This window comes from Methylobacterium iners, from assembly GCF_022179305.1.
Lineage (GTDB): Bacteria > Pseudomonadota > Alphaproteobacteria > Rhizobiales > Beijerinckiaceae > Methylobacterium > Methylobacterium iners.
In genome coordinates, this window is sequence record NZ_BPQP01000063.1 from 1 (window position 1) to 20,888 (window position 20,888).

Consider the following 20,888-nt stretch of genomic DNA (forward strand, 5'->3'; position numbering starts at 1 on the left):
GCCGGGGGACCGGCATGTACTACAACTCAGGTGGTTCCGCGGCGTCCCGCGTCACCCCTCGCCAGCCATGCCTCCGGCGCTCGCAGCGCGCGGAGCCGATGACGCGTGCGACGCTCACACCCGCTGCCACGCAGCGCCGCGACGGCGCTCGATCGGCGGGACTCCGCGGCCTTGCGAGCGCGGCACCCGCCCTGTAGCGCTGATGCCCGCATGAGTGCCGACGCCGCCCCACCCGGTTTTCCCCACCGCCACCTCCTCGGCATCGAGGGGCTGTCGCGCCCCGAGATCGAGGGGCTGCTGCAGCGGGCCGACGCGGCGGTCGCGCTCTCGCGGCAGGTGGAGAAGAAGCGCACCACCTTGCGCGGGCGCACCCAGATCAACCTGTTCTTCGAGCCCTCAACCCGGACCCAGAGCTCCTTCGAGCTCGCCGGCAAGCGGCTGGGCGCCGACGTCATGAACATGTCGGTGGCCTCCTCCTCGGTGAAGAAGGGCGAAACCCTAATCGACACGGCGGCGACGCTCAACGCCATGCGCCCCGACATCATCGTGGTGCGCCACCATGCGGCCGGCGCCGTGCATCTGCTGGCCCGCAAGGTGGATTGCGCGGTCGTCAATGCCGGCGACGGCGCCCACGAGCACCCGACCCAGGCGCTGCTCGACGCGCTCACCATCCGCCGCAACAAGGGCCGGATCGAGGGCCTGAGGGTCGCGATCTGCGGCGACGTCCTGCACTCGCGCGTGGCCCGTTCCAACATCATCCTGCTGCAGGCGCTGGGCGCCCGGGTGCGGGTGATCGGCCCCTCGACGCTCCTGCCGACCGGCATCGATCGCTTCGGCGTCGAGGTCTTCACCGACATGCGCAAGGGGCTCGAGGGCTGCGACATCGTCATGATGCTGCGCCTCCAGCGCGAGCGCATGAACGGCTCCTTCGTGCCGAGCGTGAAGGAGTACTTCCGCTACTTCGGCCTCGACGCGGAGAAGCTGGCGCTCGCCGCTCCCGACGCGCTGGTGATGCATCCGGGCCCGATGAACCGCGGCGTCGAGATCGCCTCCGACATCGCCGACGGAGCGCAATCGCTGATCCGCGAGCAGGTGGAGATGGGGGTCGCCGTGCGCATGGCGGTGCTGGAGGCGCTGGCGATGCATCTGCCGAACGCTTGACATGCCGCCACGCGACTTCGACCTTGACATCCAGGCGATCCGCAAGCGCCTGGAGCGCGAGGGCTGGCGCATCCGTCCGTCGAGGGGTCCACACGACATCTATGTCCGCCCGGGACGGCCGAACGTCGCGGTTCCGCGAGGCTGCGGAAATCTGGCACCTGGGACCGCTCGCGCCATCGCGCGCAATGCTGGTTGGCTCGATGGGAGCGAGACGCCATGACAGCCTATATCGGTATTCTCGAGAAGGAGCCCGACACCTTGTGGGGCCTCTGGTTTCCCGACCTGCCCGGCTGCATCGCCGCGGCCGAGACCGCTGACGAGACCGTGACTCAGGCCGGAGAAGCCCTTGCGCAGTGGCTCGCGATCGCGCGGGGGGATGGCGAGACGGTCTCGCCTCCGCGGACGATCGAGGCGCTCCGCAACGACGCCGACTTCGCCGAAGCGCTCGCCACGGGCCATGTCGCCATCGTGATCAGGCCACCGGTCGACGAGCTTGGCCTCGACGACGGTCAGCTGCGCGCGGTCGATGAGGCTGCCGAGCGGCGCGGCCTGTCGCGGCGCGGACTCCTTCGTGAGCTCGTCCTGAACCAGATCGCGGGATGAGCGTGCGTTCCACACTCCTCACCAACGCCCGCCTCTGCGACCCGGCCACTGGTAGGGAAGGCCCCGGCCACATCCTGATCCGCGACGGCGGCATCGCCGACATCGCCTGGGGCGCCGCGCCCGGCGCGCCGGCGGGCTGCGAAGCCATCGATTGCGCCGGCCACGTCCTGGCCCCCGGCCTGATCGACCTGCGCGCCTTTGTCGGCGAACCCGGCGCCGAGCACCGCGAGACCCTGGCGAGCGCCAGCGCGGCGGCGGCGGCGGGCGGCGTCACGACGCTGGTCTGCATGCCCGACACCAACCCCGTCATCGACGGGCCGGCCATCGTCGACTTCGTGCTGCGCCGCGCCCGCGACACGGCCTGCGTCAACGTCCTGCCGGCCGCCGCCATTACGAAAGGCCTCGCAGGGCGCGAGATGACCGAGTTCGGCCTGCTGCAGGAGGCCGGGGCCGTCGCCTTCACCGACGGCTTGAAGGCGGTGACGAACGCCCAGGTCATGCGCCGCGCGCTGACTTACGCCCGCGACTTCGGCGTGCTCCTGATGCAGCATGTCGAAGAGCCCGACCTCGTCGGCGACGGCGTCATGAACGAGGGCGAGATGGCCTCGCGCCTCGGCCTGCTCGGCATCCCGCGGGAGGCCGAGACCGTGATGCTGGAGCGCGACATCCGCCTCGTCCGTCTGACAGGCGCCCGCTACCACGCCGCGATGATCTCGACCGCCGACTCGGTCGAGATCGTGCGGCGGGCCAAGCACGACGGCCTGCCCGTCACCTGCGGCGCATCCGTCAACAACCTCGTCCTCAACGAGGGCGATATCGGCCATTACCGGACCTTCTGCCGGCTCTCGCCGCCGCTGCGCCACGAGCACGATCGACTGGCCCTGGTGGCGGCCCTCGACGAGGGCGTCGTCGACGTCGTCGTCTCGGACCACAACCCGCAGGACGTCGAGACGAAGCGCCTGCCCTTCGCGGAGGCCGCGAACGGCGCGCTCGGGATCGAGACCCTGCTCGGCGCGAGCCTTCGCCTCGTCCATACCAGCGACATCGCCCTGCCGCGCCTCCTCGCCGCACTCTCGGCGCGGCCGGCCGACATCCTCGGCCGCCCGGCCGGGCGCCTCGCCGTCGGCGCGCCGGCCGATCTCGTGCTGATCGACCCGGACCTGCCCTACGTGCTCGACAAGCGGCAGCTGAAGTCGCGCTCGAAGAACTCGCCCTTCGACGAGGCGCGCCTGCAGGGCGGGGCGCTCATGACCGTCGTCGGTGGCCGTGTCGTCTTCCGCGCGCCCGGCGCAGCGGAGGAGGCCGCGTGAACGGGCTGGTCGAGGCCGGCTGGCCGCTCCTCCTTGCAAGCCTGATCGGCGGCTACGCCCTGGGCTCGATCCCGTTCGGGCTGATCCTGACGAGATATGCCGGGCTCGGCGACGTGCGCGCCATCGGCTCGGGCAATATCGGCGCCACGAACGTGCTGCGCACCGGCCGCAAGGGCCTCGCCGCCGCGACGCTGCTCGGTGACGCGCTGAAGGGGACCGTGGCGGTGCTGCTCGCGGCACGGTTCGGCGAGGGGCAATCGGGCCAAGAGCTTGCCCTCGCGGCGGGCCTCGGTGCCTTCCTGGGGCACCTCTTCCCGGTCTGGCTCGGCTTCAAGGGCGGCAAGGGGGTCGCGACCTTCATCGGCATCCTGCTGGGCTTGAGCCCGCTCGCCCTCCTCGTCTTCGCCGCGATCTGGCTCGGCCTCGCCTTCACCCTGAAATACTCCTCGCTCGCGGCGCTCGCCGCCTCGGCCGCGACCCCCATCGTCCTGTGGGCGTCGGGACATCCGAGGGTTGCGCTCCTGTTCCTGATGCTCGCGGCGCTGCTATGGTGGAAGCACGCGCCCAACATCCGTCGGCTCCTCGACGGAACGGAGGGTCGGATCGGGCAGAAGGGCTGACGGAGCGCGATGCAGCTAGACGACGCCCAGCGCCTCGACTGGCTTCGCCTGATCCGCACCGAGGGCGTGGGCCCTCGCACCTTCCGCACGCTGATCAACCGCTTCGGCGGGGCGGGCGCCGCCCTCGAGGCGCTGCCGGACCTGGCCGGACGGCAGGGCCGCCGGGTCGTTCCCCCGACGCGCGCACAGGCTCAGGCCGAGATCGAGGCGGCCTCGCGCCTCGGGGTGCGCCTCGTGGCGATGGGCGAGCCGGAATATCCCAGGCTCCTTCGCGCCGCGGATTCGGCGCCGCCGCTCCTCGCCGTGCGGGGCGCGGCCGCAGCCCTGAACCAGCCGGCGGTCGCCGTCGTCGGCTCGCGCAACGCCTCGGCCGCCGGCCTCGCCTTCACCGAGCGCCTGGCGCGGGGCCTGGGCGAGGCGGGTCTCGTCGTCGTCTCAGGGCTCGCCCGCGGCATCGACGCCCGCGCCCATCGCGCAAGCCTCGTGAGCGGCACCGTTGCGGTGCTGGCCGGCGGCCAGGACCGCCTCTACCCGGCGAACCATGAAGGCCTCGTCGAGGCGATCCTGGAGGCCGGCGGTGCCGTCGTCGCGGAGATGCCGATGGGCTGGGAACCGCGCGGACGCGACTTCCCGCGCCGGAACCGCATCATCTCGGGCCTGTCCTACGGGACGGTCGTGGTCGAGGCGGCGCGGCGCTCCGGCTCGCTCATCACCGCCCGCTTCGCGCTGGAGCAGGGCCGTGAGGTCTTCGCCGTGCCGGGCTCGCCCCTCGACCCGCGGGCGGAGGGAACCAACGACCTCATCCGCCAGGGCGCGACCCTCGTCGCCGACCCCGAGCACGTCACGGACGCCATCGCGCCGCTGATCGAGCGGGGCGCCTTCGGACAGGGCGGGCGGCTTGCCCTCGACCGGCCGGACCTTGCCGATGCCGCCCTGTTCTGGGACGAGCTCGACATCGACGGGGGCGGGACGACCGCGCCCGCACCGACCCGTGCCGACGCCGAGGAACCGGAGCCCGCCGACGAGCGCGCCCGCCTCGTCGGCTATCTGAGCCCCACGCCGATCGGGACGGACGAGCTCGCCCGGATCGCGGGCCTCAGCGTGCGCGTCGTGCAGACGGCGCTGCTCGAACTGGAGCTCGACGGACGCATCGAGCGCCACGGCAGCGGCGCGGTCTCGCTGACCACGTAAGGGACCGGTGAACCGCGCCTGCCCCGGGCCGATCTGCGTCGTTGACCTGGCGAGCGCACCGCCGGCCGGAGGCTCGGCGTGAATGCCAGTGCGCCTCAGCCGATCCCCGCTACTGGCTTTCCAGAAGGAATCGTCTGTTCAGCGCCTGGATCGGCCGAGCGTTCGCCGCGTAAAATCCCTCGAAATCCTCGATCTGCTTGGGCGAGGCTTGGATGGGCTGGCGCAGGAGCACCCAATCGACGTTCTCCGTGCAAGGCGGCGTCGTGAGCGAGCCTTCGTACCGAAAGAACTCGGACAATCCCCCGGGAAGAAGTCCCCGCGGGTCGATCTGATCGCCGTCCCGCGCCCGCGTCGCCCCCTTCTCCCTCGGCGTCGCGTCGAGCACCGCCTGCAGCACCGGATTGGTTTGGCCGAGTTCCACCATGACGCCGAGAACGCCGAGGGTGCCGTCGGCCGCGCGATGAACGAAATGAACTTCGAGCGGAAAGCGCCGGCCGTTCAGAAGATGCTCGCTCGGATGATGGAAGTGGAACTGCTGCAGCTCGTATCGCTTGCCGGCCATGGTGAGGGCGCTTCCGGCGGGCGCATCGACCTGGACCGTATGACCATTGTTGAGGGCCCTGAGCGGGATCGGCCTCCAATCCACCGTCAGCTTGCCGAGGCGGGCGGGCACCGCATCCTTCAGGTCGATGGGACTCTCCTGCTCGCCGCTCGCGCAGATCCTGTAGGCCCGGCTCAACTCGGCCCAATGCTCCGGCCCGCTCGGACCAAGGTAGCCCCATTCGAGGTGGGTGCATCCCCCCGCCTCCGGAACAGGCCGCTCCTGCTCCTGCGGCGCCTCCGTCGTCGAATGCGGCGCATGCTCCTGAGCGAGGGAAAGCCCGCTCTCGAGGAACAAGGCGGCAATCAGCAGCGTCCGAACTAGCATGACCTCGATGCTTCCTCTCTTGATCCAAGATTGTCTGACGCCGGTCCCGGAACAGTCGCTACGGCCGAGAACTGGATCGTCCTACGACTTGCCGGTCCCCTTGCCGCTTCCTGGCAGAGCCCCGCGACGGACGGGATGACCGCCGACCGGACTCGCAGTTTCTCGGCGCCGGCGTCTTGGAGCGGAGCGCCGCGCGCTACCAGCTCACCCTATTTCAGCGTCTTCAGGTAGGCGATGACGTCGTCGATCTTCTTATCGTCGGGGTAGCCCGCGAAGATCATCTTCGTGCCCGCGACCTTCGCCTTCGGGTTCTTCAACCACTCGTGCAGGTTCTTCTCGTCCCAGGTGATGTCGGCGCCCTTGAGCGCCGCCGAGTAGGTGTAGCCCTCGTAGCTCGCCGCATTTCGGCCGACCACGCCCACGAGATTGGGACCGACGCCGTTCTTACCGATCTGGTGGCAGGCCTTGCACGGCGCGAACGCCTTCTCTCCCGCGGCGGGATCGCCGGCGTCCTGGGCCTGGACGGCGATGGGAAGCGCAATCAGGACCACGGCATTGAGGATCGTAAGGCGCATGCGTCTCCTCCTGTGATGCGTCGAATTTGTCTCGTTCGAACGTACCTGTGCCTCGGCTGGGAGACGCACAGAGGCGACGCCGCGGGTGTGACAACTTGTCGTCACGTCGGTGAGGATTAAAAATCGATCTCGAACGTGCGAGCGGCTTTACGAAGGCACGATCGACGGTGACGCAAGACCACCCGACGGGCGATATTGTCCGCTCTCGATGAGCTCCGGCATCGTTCCAAAGCGTCCATCCGAACCTGCATCACTGGCATGTACAGGAGCCCGTGCATGAACAAGGTTCGGCAACTTTGGCGTGAATGCCTTCCAGGGCCTGAGGGTGCTTCTGCACACGAATACGTGATCAGCAAGCTTGACTTTAAATCAGGTCTGGATCGATGAGATCGGAGCTCGTTTTCAAGTCGTCGGAATGTCCGATGCTTCGGGCAACAGGACATCCTCCCACATGCTCAAGGTCTCGTTGGTCGCGCTCGGCGCGGCCGCTCTCTGCGTTGCGTCGCTCGCCGGCGCCTCGGCCGCGAACCGGCGCGTCGACATCGTCAACAACACCGGCATGGTCATCAGCGAGTTCTACGCCTCGAACACCGGCTCCGATAATTGGGAGGAGGACATCCTCGGCCGCGACGTCATCGCCGACGGCGAGACCTTCGACATCAACATCGACGACGGCACCGGCAAGTGCCGGTTCGACTTCAAGGCGGTGTTCGACAACGGCAAGTCGCTCGTGCGCAACAACATCAACGTCTGCCAGATCAGCACCTTCACCTATACCCGGTGATCGTGCCCGCCATAACGACAAAAGGATCTAAGATGCGCCGCAGCGTCCTCGCCCTCTCGCTCGCGTTCCTCATCCCGGCGCAAGCCCTGGCCCAGGCCGGCGATATGAGTTGCGCCGATTACCTCACGGCCGATGCGCAGATGGCAGCGGCGATGAGCGCGGCCGACAAGGCTGCGTTGCAGGCCGACAAGCAGGCGGCCGCCATCGACGCGAAGATGCGCGCCTATTGCAAGGCCAACCCCAAGGCCTCGTCGAGCGAGGCGGCGATGAAGGCGATGCAGTAGAAGCGAGTCCTGGGGACCGGGACGATCCTCAGGTCGCCCCGGCCTCGTCCTCCTCGTCACCGAGCACGCCCCGCATCGCGTCGAGGCAGCCCTGGAGGATGTAGGCGGCGGCGAGCTTGTCCACGACCTCGCCGCGCCGCGCCCGCGACGCGTCGGCCGCAATCAGCGCCCGGGTCACGGCGGCCGTCGAAAGACGCTCGTCCCAGAACAGAACCGGCAGGGGCAGGAGCGGCCTCAGATTGCGCACGAAGGCCCGCGTCGATTGTGTCCGCGGCCCCTCGCTCCCATCCATGTTGAGCGGCAATCCCATCACCAGCCCGCCGACCTCATGCGCCTCGCAGAGCGCGCGGAGCCGCGCGACGTCGGGGGTGAACTTCACCCGCCGGATCGTCTCGAGCGGCGAGGCGATCTGCCGGCCGACATCGGACAGCGCAAGCCCGATCGTCCTGGTGCCGAGGTCGATCCCGATCAGCCGCAGGCCATCCCGCGACGCCTCGGCGAAGGCGCGGATCTCGTCCTCCGTCACGACAATTCCCGACGCTTCATCCCGCCCAACGATTAACCACGCCCGGACATTGCCCTAGCCCGTTCCGGCACGGTTGCGCCATAACGGCGTTTACCGATCGTTAACCGTTCCGGAGCCGCCGGTGACAGCCCAGCCCGTTTCGCCACCGGCGCGACGCCCGATGCCCCTGCGGCACAAGCTCATGCTGTTGGCCGCCTTCGAGATCGTGGTGGCGGGCCTCGCGCAGGCGCTGCTTCACCCTCACCGGCCGGGCGTCACGGTCGAGATCCCCGTTCAGCCCGGCCACGTCATCGTCTGAACGGGGCGGCGTTGCGGCTGCGCGAAACCCGGTGCTATAGCCCCGCTCTATCCCCGGCCCGATCGGAATTCCCAAGGCAGCCATGTCGGTCGACGTGAACACGGTCAGGCGCATCGCGCATCTGGCGCGCATCGCGGTGAGCGAGGACGAGATCGCGCCGCTCCAGGGCGAGCTCAACGCTATCCTCGCCTTCGTCGAGCAGCTGGGCTCCGTGGACGTCGAGGGCGTCGAGGCGATGACATCGGTGACGCCGATGGCGATGAAGAAGCGCGCCGACGTCGTGACCGAGGGCGGCCGCGCGGACGACGTGGTCTTCAACGCCCCCGCGACCGAGGACCATTATTTCCTGGTTCCCAAGGTCGTCGAATAGGCGCGGGCGAGGATGGATCGGTGACGGCACTGAACGAACTCACCCTGGCGGAAGCCCGCGACGGCCTCGTCGCCAAGGATTTCTCCGCCCGCGAGCTGGCGCAGGCCCATCTCGACGCGATCGCGGCGGCGCGCGGCCTCAACGCGTTCCTGCTCGAGACGCCCGAGCGCGCCCTCGACATGGCCGCGGTCGCCGATGCGAAGCTCGCGGCCGGCGAGGCGCGGCCGCTCGAGGGCCTGCCGCTCGGCATCAAGGACCTCTTCTGCACCTACGGCGTTCCGACGACCGCCGGCTCCAAGATCCTCGAAGGCTTCCAGCCCCATTACGAATCGGCGGTGAGCCACAATCTCTGGCGCGACGGCGCGGTGATGCTGGGCAAGCTCAATCTCGACGAGTTCGCGATGGGCTCGTCCAACGAGACGAGCGCCTTCGGCAACGTGGTCTCGCCCTGGCGCCGGGGGGGCTCGGACGCGCCGCTCGTCCCGGGCGGCTCCTCCGGAGGATCGGCGGCGGCCGTCGCCGCCCGCCTCTGCCTCGGGGCCACCGCGACCGACACCGGCGGCTCCATCCGCCAGCCCGCGGCCTTCACCGGCACGGTCGGGATCAAGCCGACCTATGGACGCTGCTCGCGCTGGGGGACGGTGGCCTTCGCCTCCTCCCTCGACCAGGCGGGGCCGATCGCCCGCACGGTGCGCGACTGCGCCATCCTCCTGCGCTCGATGGCGGGTCCCGACCCGCGCGACACCACCTGCGCCGACTTGCCCGTTCCCGATTTCGAGGCGGCCCTGTCGCGGGGCGTGAAGGGCCTGACCATCGGCATTCCGCGCGAGTACCGCGTCGACGGGATGCCGGCGGAGATCCAGCGGCTCTGGGAGCAGGGCGCCGAATGGCTGAAGGCCGCCGGCGCGACCATCCGCGAGATCTCGCTGCCCCACACCAAGCTCGCGCTGCCGGCCTATTACATCGTGGCTCCGGCCGAGGCCTCCTCGAACCTCGCCCGCTACGACGGCGTCCGCTACGGCCTGCGCGTGCCGGGTAAGGACATCGCCGACATGTACGAGCAGACCCGCGCCGCCGGCTTCGGCCGCGAGGTCAAGCGGCGCATCATGATCGGCACCTACGTGCTCTCGGCGGGCTACTACGACGCCTATTACGTCCGCGCCCAGAAGATCCGTACCTTGATCAAGCGCGACTTCGAGACGGTCTACGCCGACGGGATCGACGCGATCCTGACCCCCGCGACCCCGTCCGCCGCCTTCGGCATCGGCGAGAAGGCGAACGCCGACCCCGTCGAGATGTACCTCAACGACGTCTTCACGGTCACCGTGAACATGGCCGGGCTCCCCGGCATCGCGGTGCCGGCCGGGCTCGACGCGCAGGGGCTGCCCCTCGGCCTCCAGCTCATCGGCCGGCCCTTCGACGAGGAGACACTGTTTGCCGCGGCACAGGCGATCGAGGATGCGGCCGGGCGCATGACGCTGCCCACCGCGTGGTGGGCGTGACCGTCCCCGTCTACCCCTTCGACGTCTGGATCTGGGCCGCCCTCGACCCCGTCCTCGTCGCCGTCGCGCTGATCCTGGGCTGGAAGTCCGATCAGCTCGTGAAGCTGATCCTCGTCGCGCTCATGGCCTTCGTCGCCTCGGTGCTGGTGAGCTGGGGCCTGACCACGCTCGGCATTCCCTGGATCGCCCCGATCGGACGCGACCTGCCGACCTTCTTTCCCGTGCGCACCGGCGCGGCCTTCCTGTGGTCGCTCCTCGCCTTCCTCGCCCGTCTCGCGCTGCGGCCGCGCGGCAGCGGCTGAGCGCAGCAGGGCCGCGCGGGAGGCTCAGGGCAGCGCGTCGCCGCCCCAGGCCTGAAAGGCCGCGCGCTCGCGCAGACGCGCGTGATAGGCCGAGAGGGCAGGGGCCTCCGGCCGTTCGATCGGCGTCATCAGCCAACGGTGCACGGACAGCCCGAGCACGACATCGGCTAGGGTGAAGGCGGGACCGAGGGCATAGGCGCCGGTAGCGGCGATCTGGCGCTCCAGCACATCCAGGGTCGCAGTCCAGCGGCGGGCGCCGACGGCGAGATCGTGCGGGTCCTGGAACGCCGGGTCGCGGCGCACCAGCCCGAGGAAGGGAGGCCGCGAGGCGTTGTTCAGCTCGGTCGCCTGCCAGTCCATCCATTGCTCGACGCTCGCGCGTCCGCGCGGATCGGCGGGGAGCAGGTCGGTTCGCCCAGCCTTGGCGGCCAGGTAGCGGCAGATGGTGTTGGATTCCCACAGCACGCCCGCTTCGTCCTCGATCACCGGCACGAGGCCGTTCGGGTTGAGGGCGCGGAACTCGGGCGTGTCGGTGGAGGCGAAACCCGTCCCCCAATCCTCGCGCTCATAGGCGAGGCCGATCTCGTCGCAGGTCCAGAGGACCTTGCGGACATTGATCGAGGAGACGCGGCCGAGAATGCGGAGCATGGTCGTCCTTCGCGCGGCGGGTTGACCGGGCTCAAGCCCGGTCCCTAGAGAATGGGTGAGATCCGAGGATGCAAGCCTATCAGATGAACGCGCCCGTGAACCCCAAGAAGCTCATTAAGGGCGGCCTCCACGATTGGGAGGTCGTGATCGGCATGGAGATCCACGCCCAGGTCACGAGCCGCTCGAAGCTCTTTTCCGGCGCCTCCACGGAGTTCGGGGCCGAGCCGAACGACCACGTCTCGCTGGTCGATGCGGCGATGCCCGGCATGCTGCCGGTGATCAACGAGGAATGCGTGGCCCAGGCCGTACGCACCGGCCTCGGCCTCAAGGCGCAGATCAACCGCCGCTCGGTGTTCGACCGGAAGAACTACTTCTACCCGGACCTGCCGCAGGGCTATCAGATCAGCCAGTACAAGGACCCGATCGTCGGCGAGGGCGAGGTCATCGTCGACCTGCCCGACGGCGAGTCGATCACCGTCGGCATCGAGCGCCTGCACCTCGAGCAGGACGCCGGCAAGTCCCTGCACGACCAGAACCCGACCCAGAGCTTCGTCGACCTCAACCGCTCCGGCGTCGCGCTGATGGAGATCGTCTCGCGGCCCGACCTGCGCTCGGCGGAGGAGGCGCGCGCCTACGTGACGAAGCTGCGCACGATCCTGCGCTACCTCGGCACCTGCGACGGCGACATGGAGAAGGGCTCGCTCCGCGCCGACGTCAACGTCTCAGTGCGCAGGCCCGGCGACCCGCTCGGCACCCGCTGCGAGATCAAGAACGTCAACTCGATCCGCTTCATCGGCCAGGCGATCGAGGCGGAGGCCCGCCGCCAGATCGCGATCATCGAGGATGGCGGCACGATCTCCCAGGAGACGCGCCTGTTCGATCCCGCCAAGGGCGAGACCCGCTCGATGCGCTCCAAGGAAGAGGCGCATGACTACCGCTACTTCCCCGACCCGGACCTGCTGCCGCTCGAATTCGACCAGGCCTATGTCGATGCACTGGCCGCTGGCCTTCCCGAACTCCCAGACGCCAAGAAGGCGCGCTTCATCAGCGAGTATGGGCTCAGCGCTTACGATGCCGGCGTGCTCATCGCCGAGCGCGCATCCGCCGATTACTTCGAGGCGGTGGCTAAGGGCCGCGACGGCAAGGCCGCGGCGAACTGGGTGATCAACGAGTTGTTCGGCCGCCTCAACAAGGAGGGCCTGGGCATCGAGACGAGCCCGGTCTCCGCCGACCAGCTCGGCGCCATCGTCGATCTCATCGGCGAGGAGGTGATCTCCGGCAAGATCGCCAAGGACCTGTTCGAGATCGTCTGGAGCGAGGGCGGCGACCCACGCGCCATCGTCGCGTCGCGCGGGATGAAGCAGGTGACCGATACCGGCGCCATCGAGGCGGCGGTGGACGCGATCATCGCAGGCAACCCGGACAAGGTCGCCCAGGCCAAGGAAAAGCCGACCCTGCTCGGCTGGTTCGTCGGGCAAACGTTGAAAGCCACCGGCGGCAAAGCCAACCCGGCGGCGGTGAACGCGCTGCTGAAGGAGAAGCTCGGGATCGAGTGACGCCCGCGCTCCGCGCGGGCAGCGAACCCGCACGGAGGCGGCTTGAATTGGGGCTGGTGCGTGTTCGAAGTCGTGCCGTGTCGGCCGCTTCTGCGCCCCTGGAGCCGCTTCCGTCCGGTTGTTCGTGTGGTGTGCCGCTACGTCTCGGGCCGAACCGGTCCCTCAGGCGATCTCAGCAGCATTCCGCTGGGGTGGAGTCATTCCTGTCTCCTTCAGCTTTCGACGGCAGTCGGGCCACGCTCTGCGCCGACCCGACCCATCAATGCTTCGTCTTGCGAAGCACCCAGATAGAGTGCGACCGTCTTCAAGGGGCGTCAAGCGGCAATTGCCGTCAAGATTACAAGTAAAACCTCACATCGATTTGTTGATGCGGCGCAACTGAGACATTCCGGACGCTTGCGGCCGATTTGGTGCGGTGCGGAAACTTCGCCGGCTTTGAACCTTCGTGTCCGGGCTCGTCAGCGCTCGTCGGCGCTGCTCACGAAGCCACCGGCCCGAGATCCGCTTCGTCACGGGCACGGGCTGCGACCCGCATCTGCCAAAGGCAGAGCGCCGGCGTCAGGCCGAGCTCGACGAAGAGAGCGGTGAGCATCGTCAGCGAGGGCAGCCCGGTGAGGTATAGACCGAGCAGGCGCGACAGGCCGCCCAGCACCACGACGAGGGTGAGGAATCGGAAGAGCCGGGACTTGCCCTCGATTCCCGGCACGCAGCTCCAGAACAGGATGCCGACGCCCATCAGGAGGCCCGAGAGGTAGCGGAAGTGGCTGTCGGCCGAGATGTTGTAGAAGCCGGCGCGGCCGATGCCATTGATGCCGAACAGGACCCCGTAGAGCCCGGACGCGACGGGGATGAGCGCGGCGAGCGCCACGACCCGCTGCAGCGCCTTGCGCTCGCGCATCATCCCGGTCGGCGCCTCAGGCCTTCTGCTCCTTGAGGCGCTTCACGCATTTGCTGAAATATTGCGGCCATTTCGGTCCCTGGGCGGTCTTCTCGGTGGCCGAGAGGCCGCGCCACTGCGCGCCGCACTTCTTCTGCCGCTCGCGGGCGGCGGTTTGGCCGACGCTCGGCTCCTTCGCCGCGAGCTCCTGCGCCAGGGAAGGGCCGGCGATGAGCAGCGGCAGGGCGAGCGCCGCGGCCGAGACGAGACGAAGCAGCATGATCATGATCCCCCTCTTGATCGGAGCCGCCACGCCTTCGCGGTCGGCGCCGCATCACACTCACAACTCATGGTGGAGGCAAGCACCTTCACGGCGGTGGCAACGGCGATCCACCGATATGCAGAATGGCTTGCAGCCACGCTGAAATGGTCTACCTGCAACCGCCGCGTCGCACCGGACTTTACGTCTCGACGCGGGCATTGACGAGACCGGGAGCGCGATCCGCATGGCGACGGCGACGGGACAACCGATCGAGGTCCATACCTGGAGCACGCCGAACGGCTGGAAGATCCCGATCATGCTGGAGGAATGCGGGCTTCCCTACCGCGTCGTCCCCGTGAACATCGGCAAGGGCGAGCAGATGGCGCCGGACTTTCTGGCGATCTCGCCCAACAACAAGATCCCGGCGATCGTCGACCCCGATGGCCCCGGGGGCGAGCCCATCAGCCTCTTCGAATCGGGCGCGATCCTGCAATATCTCGGCCGCAAGACCGGCCGCCTCTATCCCGCCGACGAGCGCGCCCGGGCCGCGGTCGACCAGTGGCTGTTCTGGCAGGTCGGCGGGCTCGGGCCGATGCTCGGCCAAGTGCACCATTTCCGGATCTACGCGGAGGAGAAGATCCCCTACGCGATCGATCGCTTCACCACCGAGGCGCAGCGCCTCTACGGCGTCCTCGACCGACAGCTCGCGGGGCACCCGCATCTGGCCGGCGAGTATTCGATCGCCGACATCGCGACCCTGACCTGGGCCAAGTACCACGAGAAGCAGGGAATCGATCTCGGCGCCCTGTCGAACGTGCGCCGCTGGCTCGACGGCCTTCTCGCGCGCCCCGCGGTTCAGCGGGGACTGGCGGCGATCTGAAGACGGCTCCTGCCCGGATGCGCTAGACCTCGCCCATGCCTGCTCCGGCCATCACGCTGCGCCGCCTCGGCCCGACCGAGATCCCGCTCATGCGCGGGCTGAACGCGCTGTTCGGCGAGGCCTTCGCGGAGCCCGAGACCTACGGGGCGCAGCCTCCGGGCGATCTCTACCTCGCGGACCTGCTCGGCAAGGATCACGTCATCGCGCTCGCGGCGCTGACGGACGAGACGGTCGTCGGCGGACTTGTCGCTTACGAACTCGACAAGTTCGAGCGGGCGCGGCGGGAAGTGTATGTCTACGACCTCGCCGTGACCGCCACGCATCGGCGCCGGGGCATCGCGCGGGCCCTCTTGGAGCATCTGCGGGACATCGCCCGCGAGCGCGGTGCCTGGGTGGTCTACGTCCAGGCCGATTACGGGGACGACCCGGCGATCGCGCTCTACGAAAGCCTTGGTCGGCGCGAGGACGTGCTGCACTTCGACATCGATGTGAAGGCTTAGCTCTGGGCTCGCGCCGCGCCCTTCCCCGGACGCCTGTAGCGCCAACGGAAGGTGGTCCGAGGTCCAGCGAAGGACGCCGCGAAGCGTCCGAGCCCTTGCGCTGCCTGTCATATACCGCTGAAGCGGCTCCGTTGTCGGCTGCGTCTCGGATCACCCATCGCTGACGCTTCGGACGTCCGGGAAAGGAGCGCGCAACCGAAACGACGGTCGATCACTCCGCCTTCGGCGCCGGCTTGGCGATGGAGCGCGTCGCGGTCTTTGCCTGATCCGGCGTCGCGACGGCGGCCTGCTGGTTCACGTCCGGCACCCGCGTCCAGGTCTGAGAGCCGCAGAGCACCTTCAGAAGGCAGCCCGAGACGCTGAGCTCGGCGCCGCTCTCGCGCTCCAGGCTGACCTGATAGATCTTGCCTTCCTCGACGTTGTAGATCTCGCCGGAGAACTTGCCGTCGTCGGCCTTCAGCCCGTCGATGAGCGTCAGGCCCAGCACGGGCCGGCTGCGCTTCTTCGGATCGGGGTTCTTGATGTCGGTGCGCGGAGCGCCCGCCTCCGTCGTCGGAACCTTGAGCCAGACGACCTTGCCGCAGATCTCGGTGCCGGCGGGGCCGCAGCGATCAATCCTGATCTTGGCGCGGCCGTCCCCGGTCAGCCAGGTGCCCGAAGGGTCCTGCGCGGGCGCGGCCTGGGCGGCGGCGATGCCGGAGAAGATCAGGGCAGAGCTCAGGGCGACGCGCATGGCCGGTCTCCTTCAAGGGCGTGATCACGTTTCGCCGGCGTCAAGAAACCCCGGCGTCGTCAACCCCAGGAAAGGCGCGCAATCGGGCGATTTTTCGGCGGTGTTGCGTTCGTGCAATGGCCAAGCGGTTTCCCGCCTCGGGTTGAGGGCGGGGACCGCGCCCGTTATAAGCCCGGCGCCGAAGCCCTTCGGCGCGATCCACCACACCCGGACGAACCATGGCCACCGAGCGCACCTTCTCCATCCTCAAGCCCGACGCCACCCGACGCAACATCACCGGCGCCGTCAACGCCGTGATCGAGGGGGCGGACCTGCGGATCGTCGGCCAGCGCCGTATCCGGATGAGCCGCGCGCAGGCCGAGACCTTCTACGGCGTGCACAAGGAGCGTCCGTTCTTCGGCGAGCTCGTGGAGTTCATGACCTCCGGCCCCGTCGTCGTGCAGGTGCTCGAGGGCGAGAACGCGGTGGCGCGCTACCGTGAGGTGATGGGAGCGACGAACCCGGCCCAGGCGGCCGAGGGCACCATCCGCAAGACGTTTTCGGAATCCGTCGGCGAGAACACGGTCCACGGTTCGGACAGCGCGGAGAACGCGGCGATCGAGATCGCGCAGTTCTTCCAGGCTTCCGACATCGTCGGCTGATCTTTCGAGCTCGGGCATTTGCGCCGCACTGTGGCGCCGCTGCCCTTGCGCGCTGAGTCAGGAGCGAGCGACACCGGATCCGCCTTTCGAATCTCTGTCACGGACCTGGACTTTTCATGCGCTACGCTCATCCGCGCACCGGCCGCCTCATCCTGGCGGCCGGGCTGATCTCGTTGCTCGCCGCCTGCAACGCGAGCCGCGCCCCCCAGACGGCCGCGCTCGAGGGCTACACGCCCGATCCGGCCCTGAAGACCGCCTCGACGAACAACCTGACCGCTCGCGTGCGCCGCTCCTGCGCCGTGATCCAGGCCCGCCAGCAGAGCGTGTCCGAGGAGTCGCTGTCCCGTCCTTGCGGCTGCTACGCCCAGAAGACGCTCGCGAGCCTCGACCAGGCCGAGATCCAATCCTACCGGACCACGGGCTACTTCAACGATTCCGCCCGCGCCAAGGCGCTCGCGGCGCTGGACAGCTGCAAGCTGCCGCGGCCGGTCTGAGCTCCACGAGCGAGGTTGGCCTCGGACCGTCGTGAAGCCCCCGGATGAGATCGAGCCGCGATCTCGGTCTCTTCCGGACCGTCTCGGTGATTTCTACTTCCCGGCGCCTCGACGCCCAACATCCTCCGTCCGCACGCCTCCGCCCTTGGGCGAGAGCGCTTTCGTCGAAGTACCAGCCACCTTCATCTTCGCAGCCTGCCGAGCAAGCGTGATCTGCATGCGCGTCTGCCATCCAGCGCCGGTAGCCTTGAAGGTCTCCACAACCTCTCGATCGATGCGCAACGACAGAAGCACCTTGGGCTTCGCCGATTTGGGACGTCCGCGCTTCGTCAAGGCGTCCAGCACGCCCGGCGGCAGCACCTCGCGCGCCGGCCGCATGCGGGCGAACTCCTCCTCGGTTAGTTCCGGATTGTCGGGATCGGCCGCGATACCGGCTTGAGTGCGAGCCTCGTCCTCGTCTGTGATGGGTGGAGCCAGGCGCTTAGCTTTCGTCATAGCGTTTCCTCTCCGTACGGTTTGCGCGGCGCAGACTGATGAAGGACAGCGCCTGAGCGCCCAGGCGCGAGAAGACGAGGACCACAAGATCGCCATCAAGGAAGCCGGTTGCCTTTAGGCGCGCACCATTCTTGCCAGGATAGGTATTCTCGATCAGCGCATCATTCCACTCGAACCGCTCGCGCGCATCGGCGAAGTCCAACCCGTGGACCTGATGGTTCAACTCTCGCTTCGGCTCATCCCAAACGATCTGCATCGCTTTTTCGTAGATACAGATAATCAGAGCGGCAAGGCGATTTCATAGCTGCGAACGGCGAATGACGCGCACCATGATCTCACCCGGCAGCGGCACGGTTGGAAGAAGGGGTATCAAAGGCTGAGCAACGCGCTCTGAGCGAGCGCGACATCCGCATCGAAGACGACGCGGTCACCTTCGAGCCGCGCTTTGCCGCCTGCTACCAGCGCCAGCGCCGCGGGATAGAGCCGGTGTTCCTGCACCAGGATGCGCGCGGCGAGGCTGTCGGGGTCGTCGCCGGACAGGACCGGTACCGCCGCCTGGGCGATGATGGGACCGGCATCGAGCTCCGGAATCACGAAATGGACCGTGCAGCCGTGGAGGCGCACGCCCGCCTCCAGAGCCTGCTCGTGGGTGCGGGTCCCGCGGAACAGGGGCAGCAGGGAAGGGTGGATGTTGATCATCCGCCCGGCCCAGGCCTCGACGAAGCCCGCGGAGAAGATCCGCATGAAGCCCGCGAGGCAGACGAGCTCGATGCCCACCGCGTCCAGCTCCGCCTGGAGCGCCGCGTCGAACGTCTCGCGGGTCGGATAGGCCTTGTGGTCGATCGCCCGCGCCGGAATACCGGCGGCGGCCGCGTAGGCGAGGCCGCCGGCCTCGGGCCGGTTCGAGAGCACGAGCACGATCTCGGCCGGGTAATCGGGGGCTCTCGCCGCCTCGATCAGAGCGATCATGTTCGAGCCCCGCCCCGAGATGAGGATGGCGACCCGGGTCTTCTTTCGCGTCGTCATCTCAGAGGGCGAGCGTGCCGGTGAAGGCGACGGGCTCGGACCCTCGCTCGGTAATCCGCCCGAGGCGCACCGGCGCCTCGCCGGCTTGCGTCAGCGCCGCGCCCACCGCCTCGGCGCGGTCGGCGGCACTCACCACGATCATGCCGATGCCGCAGTTGAAGGTGCGCAGCATCTCCCGCTCCGCGACGCCTCCCTGCGCGGCGAGCCAGCCGAAGACCGGCGGAGGCGTGATCGCGTCGAGGTCGATCTGGATGCCGACGCCGTCGGGCAGCACGCGGGGCAGGTTGTCGGGGAAGCCGCCGCCGGTGATGTGGGCGAGCGCCTTGATCCCGTCCGTCGCCTTCAACGCGGCGAGCAGCGGCTTCACGTAGATCCGCGTCGGCTCGAGCAGCGCCTCGCCGAGCGAACGGCCCGACGCAAAGGGGGCGGGTGCGTCGTATGGGAGCCCGCTCCTCTCGACGATCCGGCGCACCAGCGAGAAGCCGTTCGAGTGCACGCCCGACGAGGGCAGGCCGAGCACGACGTCGCCCGGCGCGATTCCGGAGCGCGGCAGCAGCGTGCCGCGCTCGGCCGCCCCAACGGAAAAGCCGGCGAGGTCGTAATCGGCGCCGTCGTAGAGGCCGGGCATCTCCGCGGTCTCGCCGCCGATCAGCGCGCAGCCCGCGATCCGGCAGCCCTCCGCGATCCCGCGCACGATGTCGGCGCCCACCCCCGGCACGAGCTTGCCGGTGGCGTAGTAGTCGAGGAAGAACAGCGGCTCGGCACCCTGGACGATGATGTCGTTCACGCACATCGCGACGAGGTCGATGCCGATGGTGTCGTGGCGCCCGGTCTCGATGGCGATCTTCACCTTGGTGCCGACGCCGTCATTGGCCGCGACCAGGATGGGATCGCGGAACCCCGCCGCCTTGAGGTCGAACAACCCACCAAAGCCGCCGATTTCGGCATCCGCTCCCGGCCGGCGCGTCGCCCGCACCAGCGGCTTGATCGCGTCGACGAGCGCGTTGCCCGCGTCGATGTCGACGCCGGCTCCCGCATAGGTCAGTCCCTCGTCGCGCTCCGCCATGCTCGCCTCACGTTCCTCGTCCTGCCGCGACCTCTAAACCCTCGAAAGCCGCTTCGCGAGGCGTTTCGCATGCGCGCACGGGTGTTATCAGGGCCCCATGTCAGACCGCGACCTCGCCTCCGACCGCTTCGGCTTCACGCTCCACGCCCGGGACGGCAGCGCCCGCACCGGCGCCATCGCCACGATGCGGGGCACCATCCGCACCCCGGCCTTCATGCCGGTCGGGACGGCGGCCACCGTCAAGGCGATGTACCCGGAGCAGGTCCGGGATCTCGGCGCCGACGTGGTCCTCGGCAACACCTACCACCTGATGCTGCGGCCCGGCCCCGAGCGCATGGCCCGGCTCGGCGGCCTCCATCACTTCATGCGCTGGCCGCACCCGATCCTCACCGATTCCGGCGGCTTCCAGGTGATGTCGCTCTCGGCCCTGCGGAAGATCGACGAGGCCGGCGTCACCTTCCGCTCGCATGTGGACGGCTCGACCCACCACATGAGCCCCGAGCGCTCCATCGAGATCCAGGGCCTGCTCGGCTCCGACATCCAGATGCAGCTCGACGAATGCGTGCGCCTGCCGGCCGACGAGACGGCCATCGTCAAGGCGATGCACCTCTCCCTGCGCTGGGCCGAGCGCTGCCGCGCGGCCTTCGGCGAGCAGCCGGGCCGAGCCATGTTCGGCATCGTCCAGGGCGGCGACGTGCCGGCCCTGCGGGTGGAGAGCGCCAAGGCGCTGGTCGGTCTCGGCCTCAGGGGCTACGCCATCGGCGGTCTCGCGGTCGGCGAGCCGCAGGCGGTCATGCTGGCGATGATCGAGACCGTGGCGCCCCACCTGCCCGAGGACAAGCCGCGCTACCTCATGGGCGTCGGCACGCCCGACGACATCCTGCGCTCCGTGGAACGAGGCATCGACATGTTCGATTGCGTGATGCCGACCCGCGCCGGCCGCCACGGCCTCGCCTATACCCGCCACGGCCGGATCAACCTGCGCAACGCCCGCCACGGCGAAGACACGCGCCCGCTCGACGAGGCCTCCGCCTGCCCCGCGGCCCGGGACTACAGCCGCGCCTACCTCCACCACCTCGTGCGCACGGACGAGATCCTGGGCATGATGCTCCTGACCTGGAACAACCTGTCCTACTACCAGGACCTGATGGCCGGCATCCGCGCGGCCATCGCCGCCGGGCGCTTCCTCGACTTCGCGGCCGAGACCCGCGAGGCCTGGGCCCGGGCCGAGGCCGAGCGCGCGGCCTGAACCCGGA

Annotated in this window: 30 protein-coding genes; 19 read left to right on the forward strand and 11 right to left on the reverse strand. The window is 68.9% G+C overall.

Translation table 11 applies throughout. The features are described from left to right. From MFF55_RS18620 to dprA, 7 genes are all read left to right on the forward strand, one after another. The coding region (locus MFF55_RS18620; protein ID WP_238245608.1) for a hypothetical protein at nucleotides 1–197 on the forward strand (197 nt) is incomplete at its 5' end. A 13-nt stretch (nucleotides 198–210) separates the two neighbouring features. Next, the gene (locus tag MFF55_RS18625) at nucleotides 211–1,161 is read left to right on the forward strand and encodes an aspartate carbamoyltransferase catalytic subunit (RefSeq protein ID WP_238245609.1); all 951 of its coding nucleotides are present in this window, start codon (nucleotides 211–213) and stop codon (nucleotides 1,159–1,161) included. Between the two features lies 1 nt (nucleotide 1,162). Next, complete coding sequence (locus tag MFF55_RS27195) at nucleotides 1,163–1,381, forward strand: type II toxin-antitoxin system HicA family toxin (RefSeq protein WP_373874834.1); 219 nt, start codon at nucleotides 1,163–1,165, stop codon at nucleotides 1,379–1,381. Beyond that, nucleotides 1,378–1,764, forward strand: a complete 387-nt coding sequence (locus MFF55_RS18630) for a type II toxin-antitoxin system HicB family antitoxin (protein ID WP_238245610.1) — start codon at nucleotides 1,378–1,380, stop codon at nucleotides 1,762–1,764. Before MFF55_RS27195 ends, MFF55_RS18630 begins: the two co-directional genes overlap by 4 nt. Continuing rightward, a complete protein-coding gene (locus MFF55_RS18635; RefSeq protein ID WP_373874835.1) occupies nucleotides 1,761–3,074 on the forward strand; it encodes a dihydroorotase in 1,314 nt (437 codons plus the stop codon). The genes MFF55_RS18630 and MFF55_RS18635 overlap by 4 nt, the downstream gene beginning before the upstream one ends. Next, nucleotides 3,071–3,694, forward strand: a complete 624-nt coding sequence (gene plsY / locus MFF55_RS18640) for a glycerol-3-phosphate 1-O-acyltransferase PlsY (protein WP_238245611.1) — start codon at nucleotides 3,071–3,073, stop codon at nucleotides 3,692–3,694. Before MFF55_RS18635 ends, plsY begins: the two co-directional genes overlap by 4 nt. Nucleotides 3,695–3,703: 9 nt before the next feature. Beyond that, nucleotides 3,704–4,885: a DNA-processing protein DprA gene (dprA, locus tag MFF55_RS18645; RefSeq protein ID WP_238245612.1), complete on the forward strand. Its 1,182-nt coding sequence runs from the start codon at nucleotides 3,704–3,706 to the stop codon at nucleotides 4,883–4,885. 109 nt (nucleotides 4,886–4,994) lie between these two features. Here the strand turns inward: dprA and MFF55_RS18650 are convergent, their stop codons facing one another. Beyond that, nucleotides 4,995–5,813 carry a carbonic anhydrase gene (locus MFF55_RS18650; protein ID WP_238245613.1) on the reverse strand — a complete coding sequence of 273 codons (819 nt, stop codon included), beginning with the start codon at nucleotides 5,811–5,813 and terminating at the stop codon, nucleotides 4,995–4,997. A gap of 209 nt (nucleotides 5,814–6,022) precedes the next feature. Continuing rightward, entirely contained in the window at nucleotides 6,023–6,388 is a 366-nt protein-coding gene (locus MFF55_RS18655) for a c-type cytochrome (protein ID WP_238245614.1), read from the reverse strand. A gap of 451 nt (nucleotides 6,389–6,839) precedes the next feature. Between MFF55_RS18655 and MFF55_RS18660 the strand changes: the two genes are divergently transcribed. Together MFF55_RS18660 and MFF55_RS18665 are read left to right on the forward strand one after the other, a co-directional pair. Further along, nucleotides 6,840–7,172, forward strand: a complete 333-nt coding sequence (locus MFF55_RS18660) for a hypothetical protein (protein WP_238245615.1) — start codon at nucleotides 6,840–6,842, stop codon at nucleotides 7,170–7,172. 32 nt (nucleotides 7,173–7,204) lie between these two features. Then, on the forward strand, nucleotides 7,205–7,456 hold the full coding sequence (locus MFF55_RS18665; protein WP_238245616.1) for a hypothetical protein: 252 nt from the start codon (nucleotides 7,205–7,207) through the stop codon (nucleotides 7,454–7,456). A gap of 28 nt (nucleotides 7,457–7,484) precedes the next feature. Here the strand turns inward: MFF55_RS18665 and ruvX are convergent, their stop codons facing one another. After that, nucleotides 7,485–7,982: a Holliday junction resolvase RuvX gene (gene ruvX, locus MFF55_RS18670; protein ID WP_238245617.1), complete on the reverse strand. Its 498-nt coding sequence runs from the start codon at nucleotides 7,980–7,982 to the stop codon at nucleotides 7,485–7,487. Between the two features lie 160 nt (nucleotides 7,983–8,142). On the opposite strand from ruvX, the gene MFF55_RS18675 reads away from it, so the two are divergent. The 4 genes from MFF55_RS18675 (at nucleotide 8,143) to MFF55_RS18690 (ending at nucleotide 10,454) form a co-directional block, all read left to right on the forward strand. Continuing rightward, nucleotides 8,143–8,280 carry a hypothetical protein gene (locus tag MFF55_RS18675; RefSeq protein ID WP_238245618.1) on the forward strand — a complete coding sequence of 46 codons (138 nt, stop codon included), beginning with the start codon at nucleotides 8,143–8,145 and terminating at the stop codon, nucleotides 8,278–8,280. Nucleotides 8,281–8,362: 82 nt separating this feature from the next. Next, nucleotides 8,363–8,650: an Asp-tRNA(Asn)/Glu-tRNA(Gln) amidotransferase subunit GatC gene (gatC, locus tag MFF55_RS18680; RefSeq protein ID WP_238245619.1), complete on the forward strand. Its 288-nt coding sequence runs from the start codon at nucleotides 8,363–8,365 to the stop codon at nucleotides 8,648–8,650. Nucleotides 8,651–8,670: 20 nt separating this feature from the next. Then, nucleotides 8,671–10,152, forward strand: coding sequence for an Asp-tRNA(Asn)/Glu-tRNA(Gln) amidotransferase subunit GatA (gene gatA / locus MFF55_RS18685; RefSeq protein WP_238245620.1), 1,482 nt, complete (start codon nucleotides 8,671–8,673; stop codon nucleotides 10,150–10,152). After that, nucleotides 10,149–10,454, forward strand: coding sequence for a hypothetical protein (locus MFF55_RS18690; RefSeq protein ID WP_238245621.1), 306 nt, complete (start codon nucleotides 10,149–10,151; stop codon nucleotides 10,452–10,454). Before gatA ends, MFF55_RS18690 begins: the two co-directional genes overlap by 4 nt. Before the next feature lie 24 nt (nucleotides 10,455–10,478). Here MFF55_RS18690 and MFF55_RS18695 read toward each other — a convergent pair whose 3' ends face one another. After that, nucleotides 10,479–11,102 carry a glutathione S-transferase family protein gene (locus tag MFF55_RS18695; protein WP_238245622.1) on the reverse strand — a complete coding sequence of 208 codons (624 nt, stop codon included), beginning with the start codon at nucleotides 11,100–11,102 and terminating at the stop codon, nucleotides 10,479–10,481. 83 nt (nucleotides 11,103–11,185) lie between these two features. Here MFF55_RS18695 and gatB point away from each other — a divergent pair, with 83 nt between their 5' ends. Beyond that, nucleotides 11,186–12,658 carry an Asp-tRNA(Asn)/Glu-tRNA(Gln) amidotransferase subunit GatB gene (gene gatB / locus MFF55_RS18700; protein ID WP_238245642.1) on the forward strand — a complete coding sequence of 491 codons (1,473 nt, stop codon included), beginning with the start codon at nucleotides 11,186–11,188 and terminating at the stop codon, nucleotides 12,656–12,658. 478 nt (nucleotides 12,659–13,136) lie between these two features. Here the strand turns inward: gatB and MFF55_RS18705 are convergent, their stop codons facing one another. Together MFF55_RS18705 and MFF55_RS18710 are read right to left on the reverse strand one after the other, a co-directional pair. After that, complete coding sequence (locus MFF55_RS18705; RefSeq protein ID WP_238245623.1) at nucleotides 13,137–13,559, reverse strand: DUF4345 domain-containing protein; 423 nt, start codon at nucleotides 13,557–13,559, stop codon at nucleotides 13,137–13,139. Between the two features lie 13 nt (nucleotides 13,560–13,572). Continuing rightward, nucleotides 13,573–13,815 (reverse strand): hypothetical protein, encoded by a 243-nt coding sequence (locus tag MFF55_RS18710; RefSeq protein ID WP_238245643.1) that lies wholly within the window; start codon nucleotides 13,813–13,815, stop codon nucleotides 13,573–13,575. A 226-nt stretch (nucleotides 13,816–14,041) separates the two neighbouring features. Here MFF55_RS18710 and MFF55_RS18715 point away from each other — a divergent pair, with 226 nt between their 5' ends. Further along, nucleotides 14,042–14,677 (forward strand): glutathione S-transferase family protein, encoded by a 636-nt coding sequence (locus tag MFF55_RS18715; RefSeq protein WP_238245624.1) that lies wholly within the window; start codon nucleotides 14,042–14,044, stop codon nucleotides 14,675–14,677. Between the two features lie 35 nt (nucleotides 14,678–14,712). Then, the gene (locus tag MFF55_RS18720) at nucleotides 14,713–15,177 is read left to right on the forward strand and encodes an AAC(3)-I family aminoglycoside N-acetyltransferase (RefSeq protein WP_238245625.1); all 465 of its coding nucleotides are present in this window, start codon (nucleotides 14,713–14,715) and stop codon (nucleotides 15,175–15,177) included. A gap of 211 nt (nucleotides 15,178–15,388) precedes the next feature. Here the strand turns inward: MFF55_RS18720 and MFF55_RS18725 are convergent, their stop codons facing one another. After that, the gene (locus MFF55_RS18725) at nucleotides 15,389–15,910 is read right to left on the reverse strand and encodes a DUF2147 domain-containing protein (protein WP_238245626.1); all 522 of its coding nucleotides are present in this window, start codon (nucleotides 15,908–15,910) and stop codon (nucleotides 15,389–15,391) included. Between the two features lie 218 nt (nucleotides 15,911–16,128). Between MFF55_RS18725 and ndk the strand changes: the two genes are divergently transcribed. Continuing rightward, entirely contained in the window at nucleotides 16,129–16,551 is a 423-nt protein-coding gene (ndk, locus tag MFF55_RS18730) for a nucleoside-diphosphate kinase (protein WP_238245627.1), read from the forward strand. 116 nt (nucleotides 16,552–16,667) lie between these two features. After that, nucleotides 16,668–17,045, forward strand: coding sequence for a hypothetical protein (locus MFF55_RS18735; RefSeq protein WP_238245628.1), 378 nt, complete (start codon nucleotides 16,668–16,670; stop codon nucleotides 17,043–17,045). A 93-nt stretch (nucleotides 17,046–17,138) separates the two neighbouring features. Here MFF55_RS18735 and MFF55_RS18740 read toward each other — a convergent pair whose 3' ends face one another. The 4 genes from MFF55_RS18740 to purM form a co-directional block, all read right to left on the reverse strand. Next, entirely contained in the window at nucleotides 17,139–17,540 is a 402-nt protein-coding gene (locus MFF55_RS18740) for a BrnA antitoxin family protein (RefSeq protein ID WP_238245629.1), read from the reverse strand. Next, the gene (locus MFF55_RS18745; RefSeq protein ID WP_238245630.1) at nucleotides 17,527–17,796 is read right to left on the reverse strand and encodes a BrnT family toxin; all 270 of its coding nucleotides are present in this window, start codon (nucleotides 17,794–17,796) and stop codon (nucleotides 17,527–17,529) included. Before MFF55_RS18745 ends, MFF55_RS18740 begins: the two co-directional genes overlap by 14 nt. A gap of 113 nt (nucleotides 17,797–17,909) precedes the next feature. Further along, on the reverse strand, nucleotides 17,910–18,566 hold the full coding sequence (gene purN, locus MFF55_RS18750; RefSeq protein WP_238245631.1) for a phosphoribosylglycinamide formyltransferase: 657 nt from the start codon (nucleotides 18,564–18,566) through the stop codon (nucleotides 17,910–17,912). Nucleotide 18,567: 1 nt separating this feature from the next. Next, the gene (gene purM, locus MFF55_RS18755; protein ID WP_238245632.1) at nucleotides 18,568–19,632 is read right to left on the reverse strand and encodes a phosphoribosylformylglycinamidine cyclo-ligase; all 1,065 of its coding nucleotides are present in this window, start codon (nucleotides 19,630–19,632) and stop codon (nucleotides 18,568–18,570) included. Nucleotides 19,633–19,729: 97 nt separating this feature from the next. Between purM and tgt the strand changes: the two genes are divergently transcribed. Further along, on the forward strand, nucleotides 19,730–20,881 hold the full coding sequence (tgt, locus tag MFF55_RS18760; RefSeq protein WP_238245633.1) for a tRNA guanosine(34) transglycosylase Tgt: 1,152 nt from the start codon (nucleotides 19,730–19,732) through the stop codon (nucleotides 20,879–20,881). The last annotated feature ends 7 nt before the right edge of the window (nucleotides 20,882–20,888 follow it).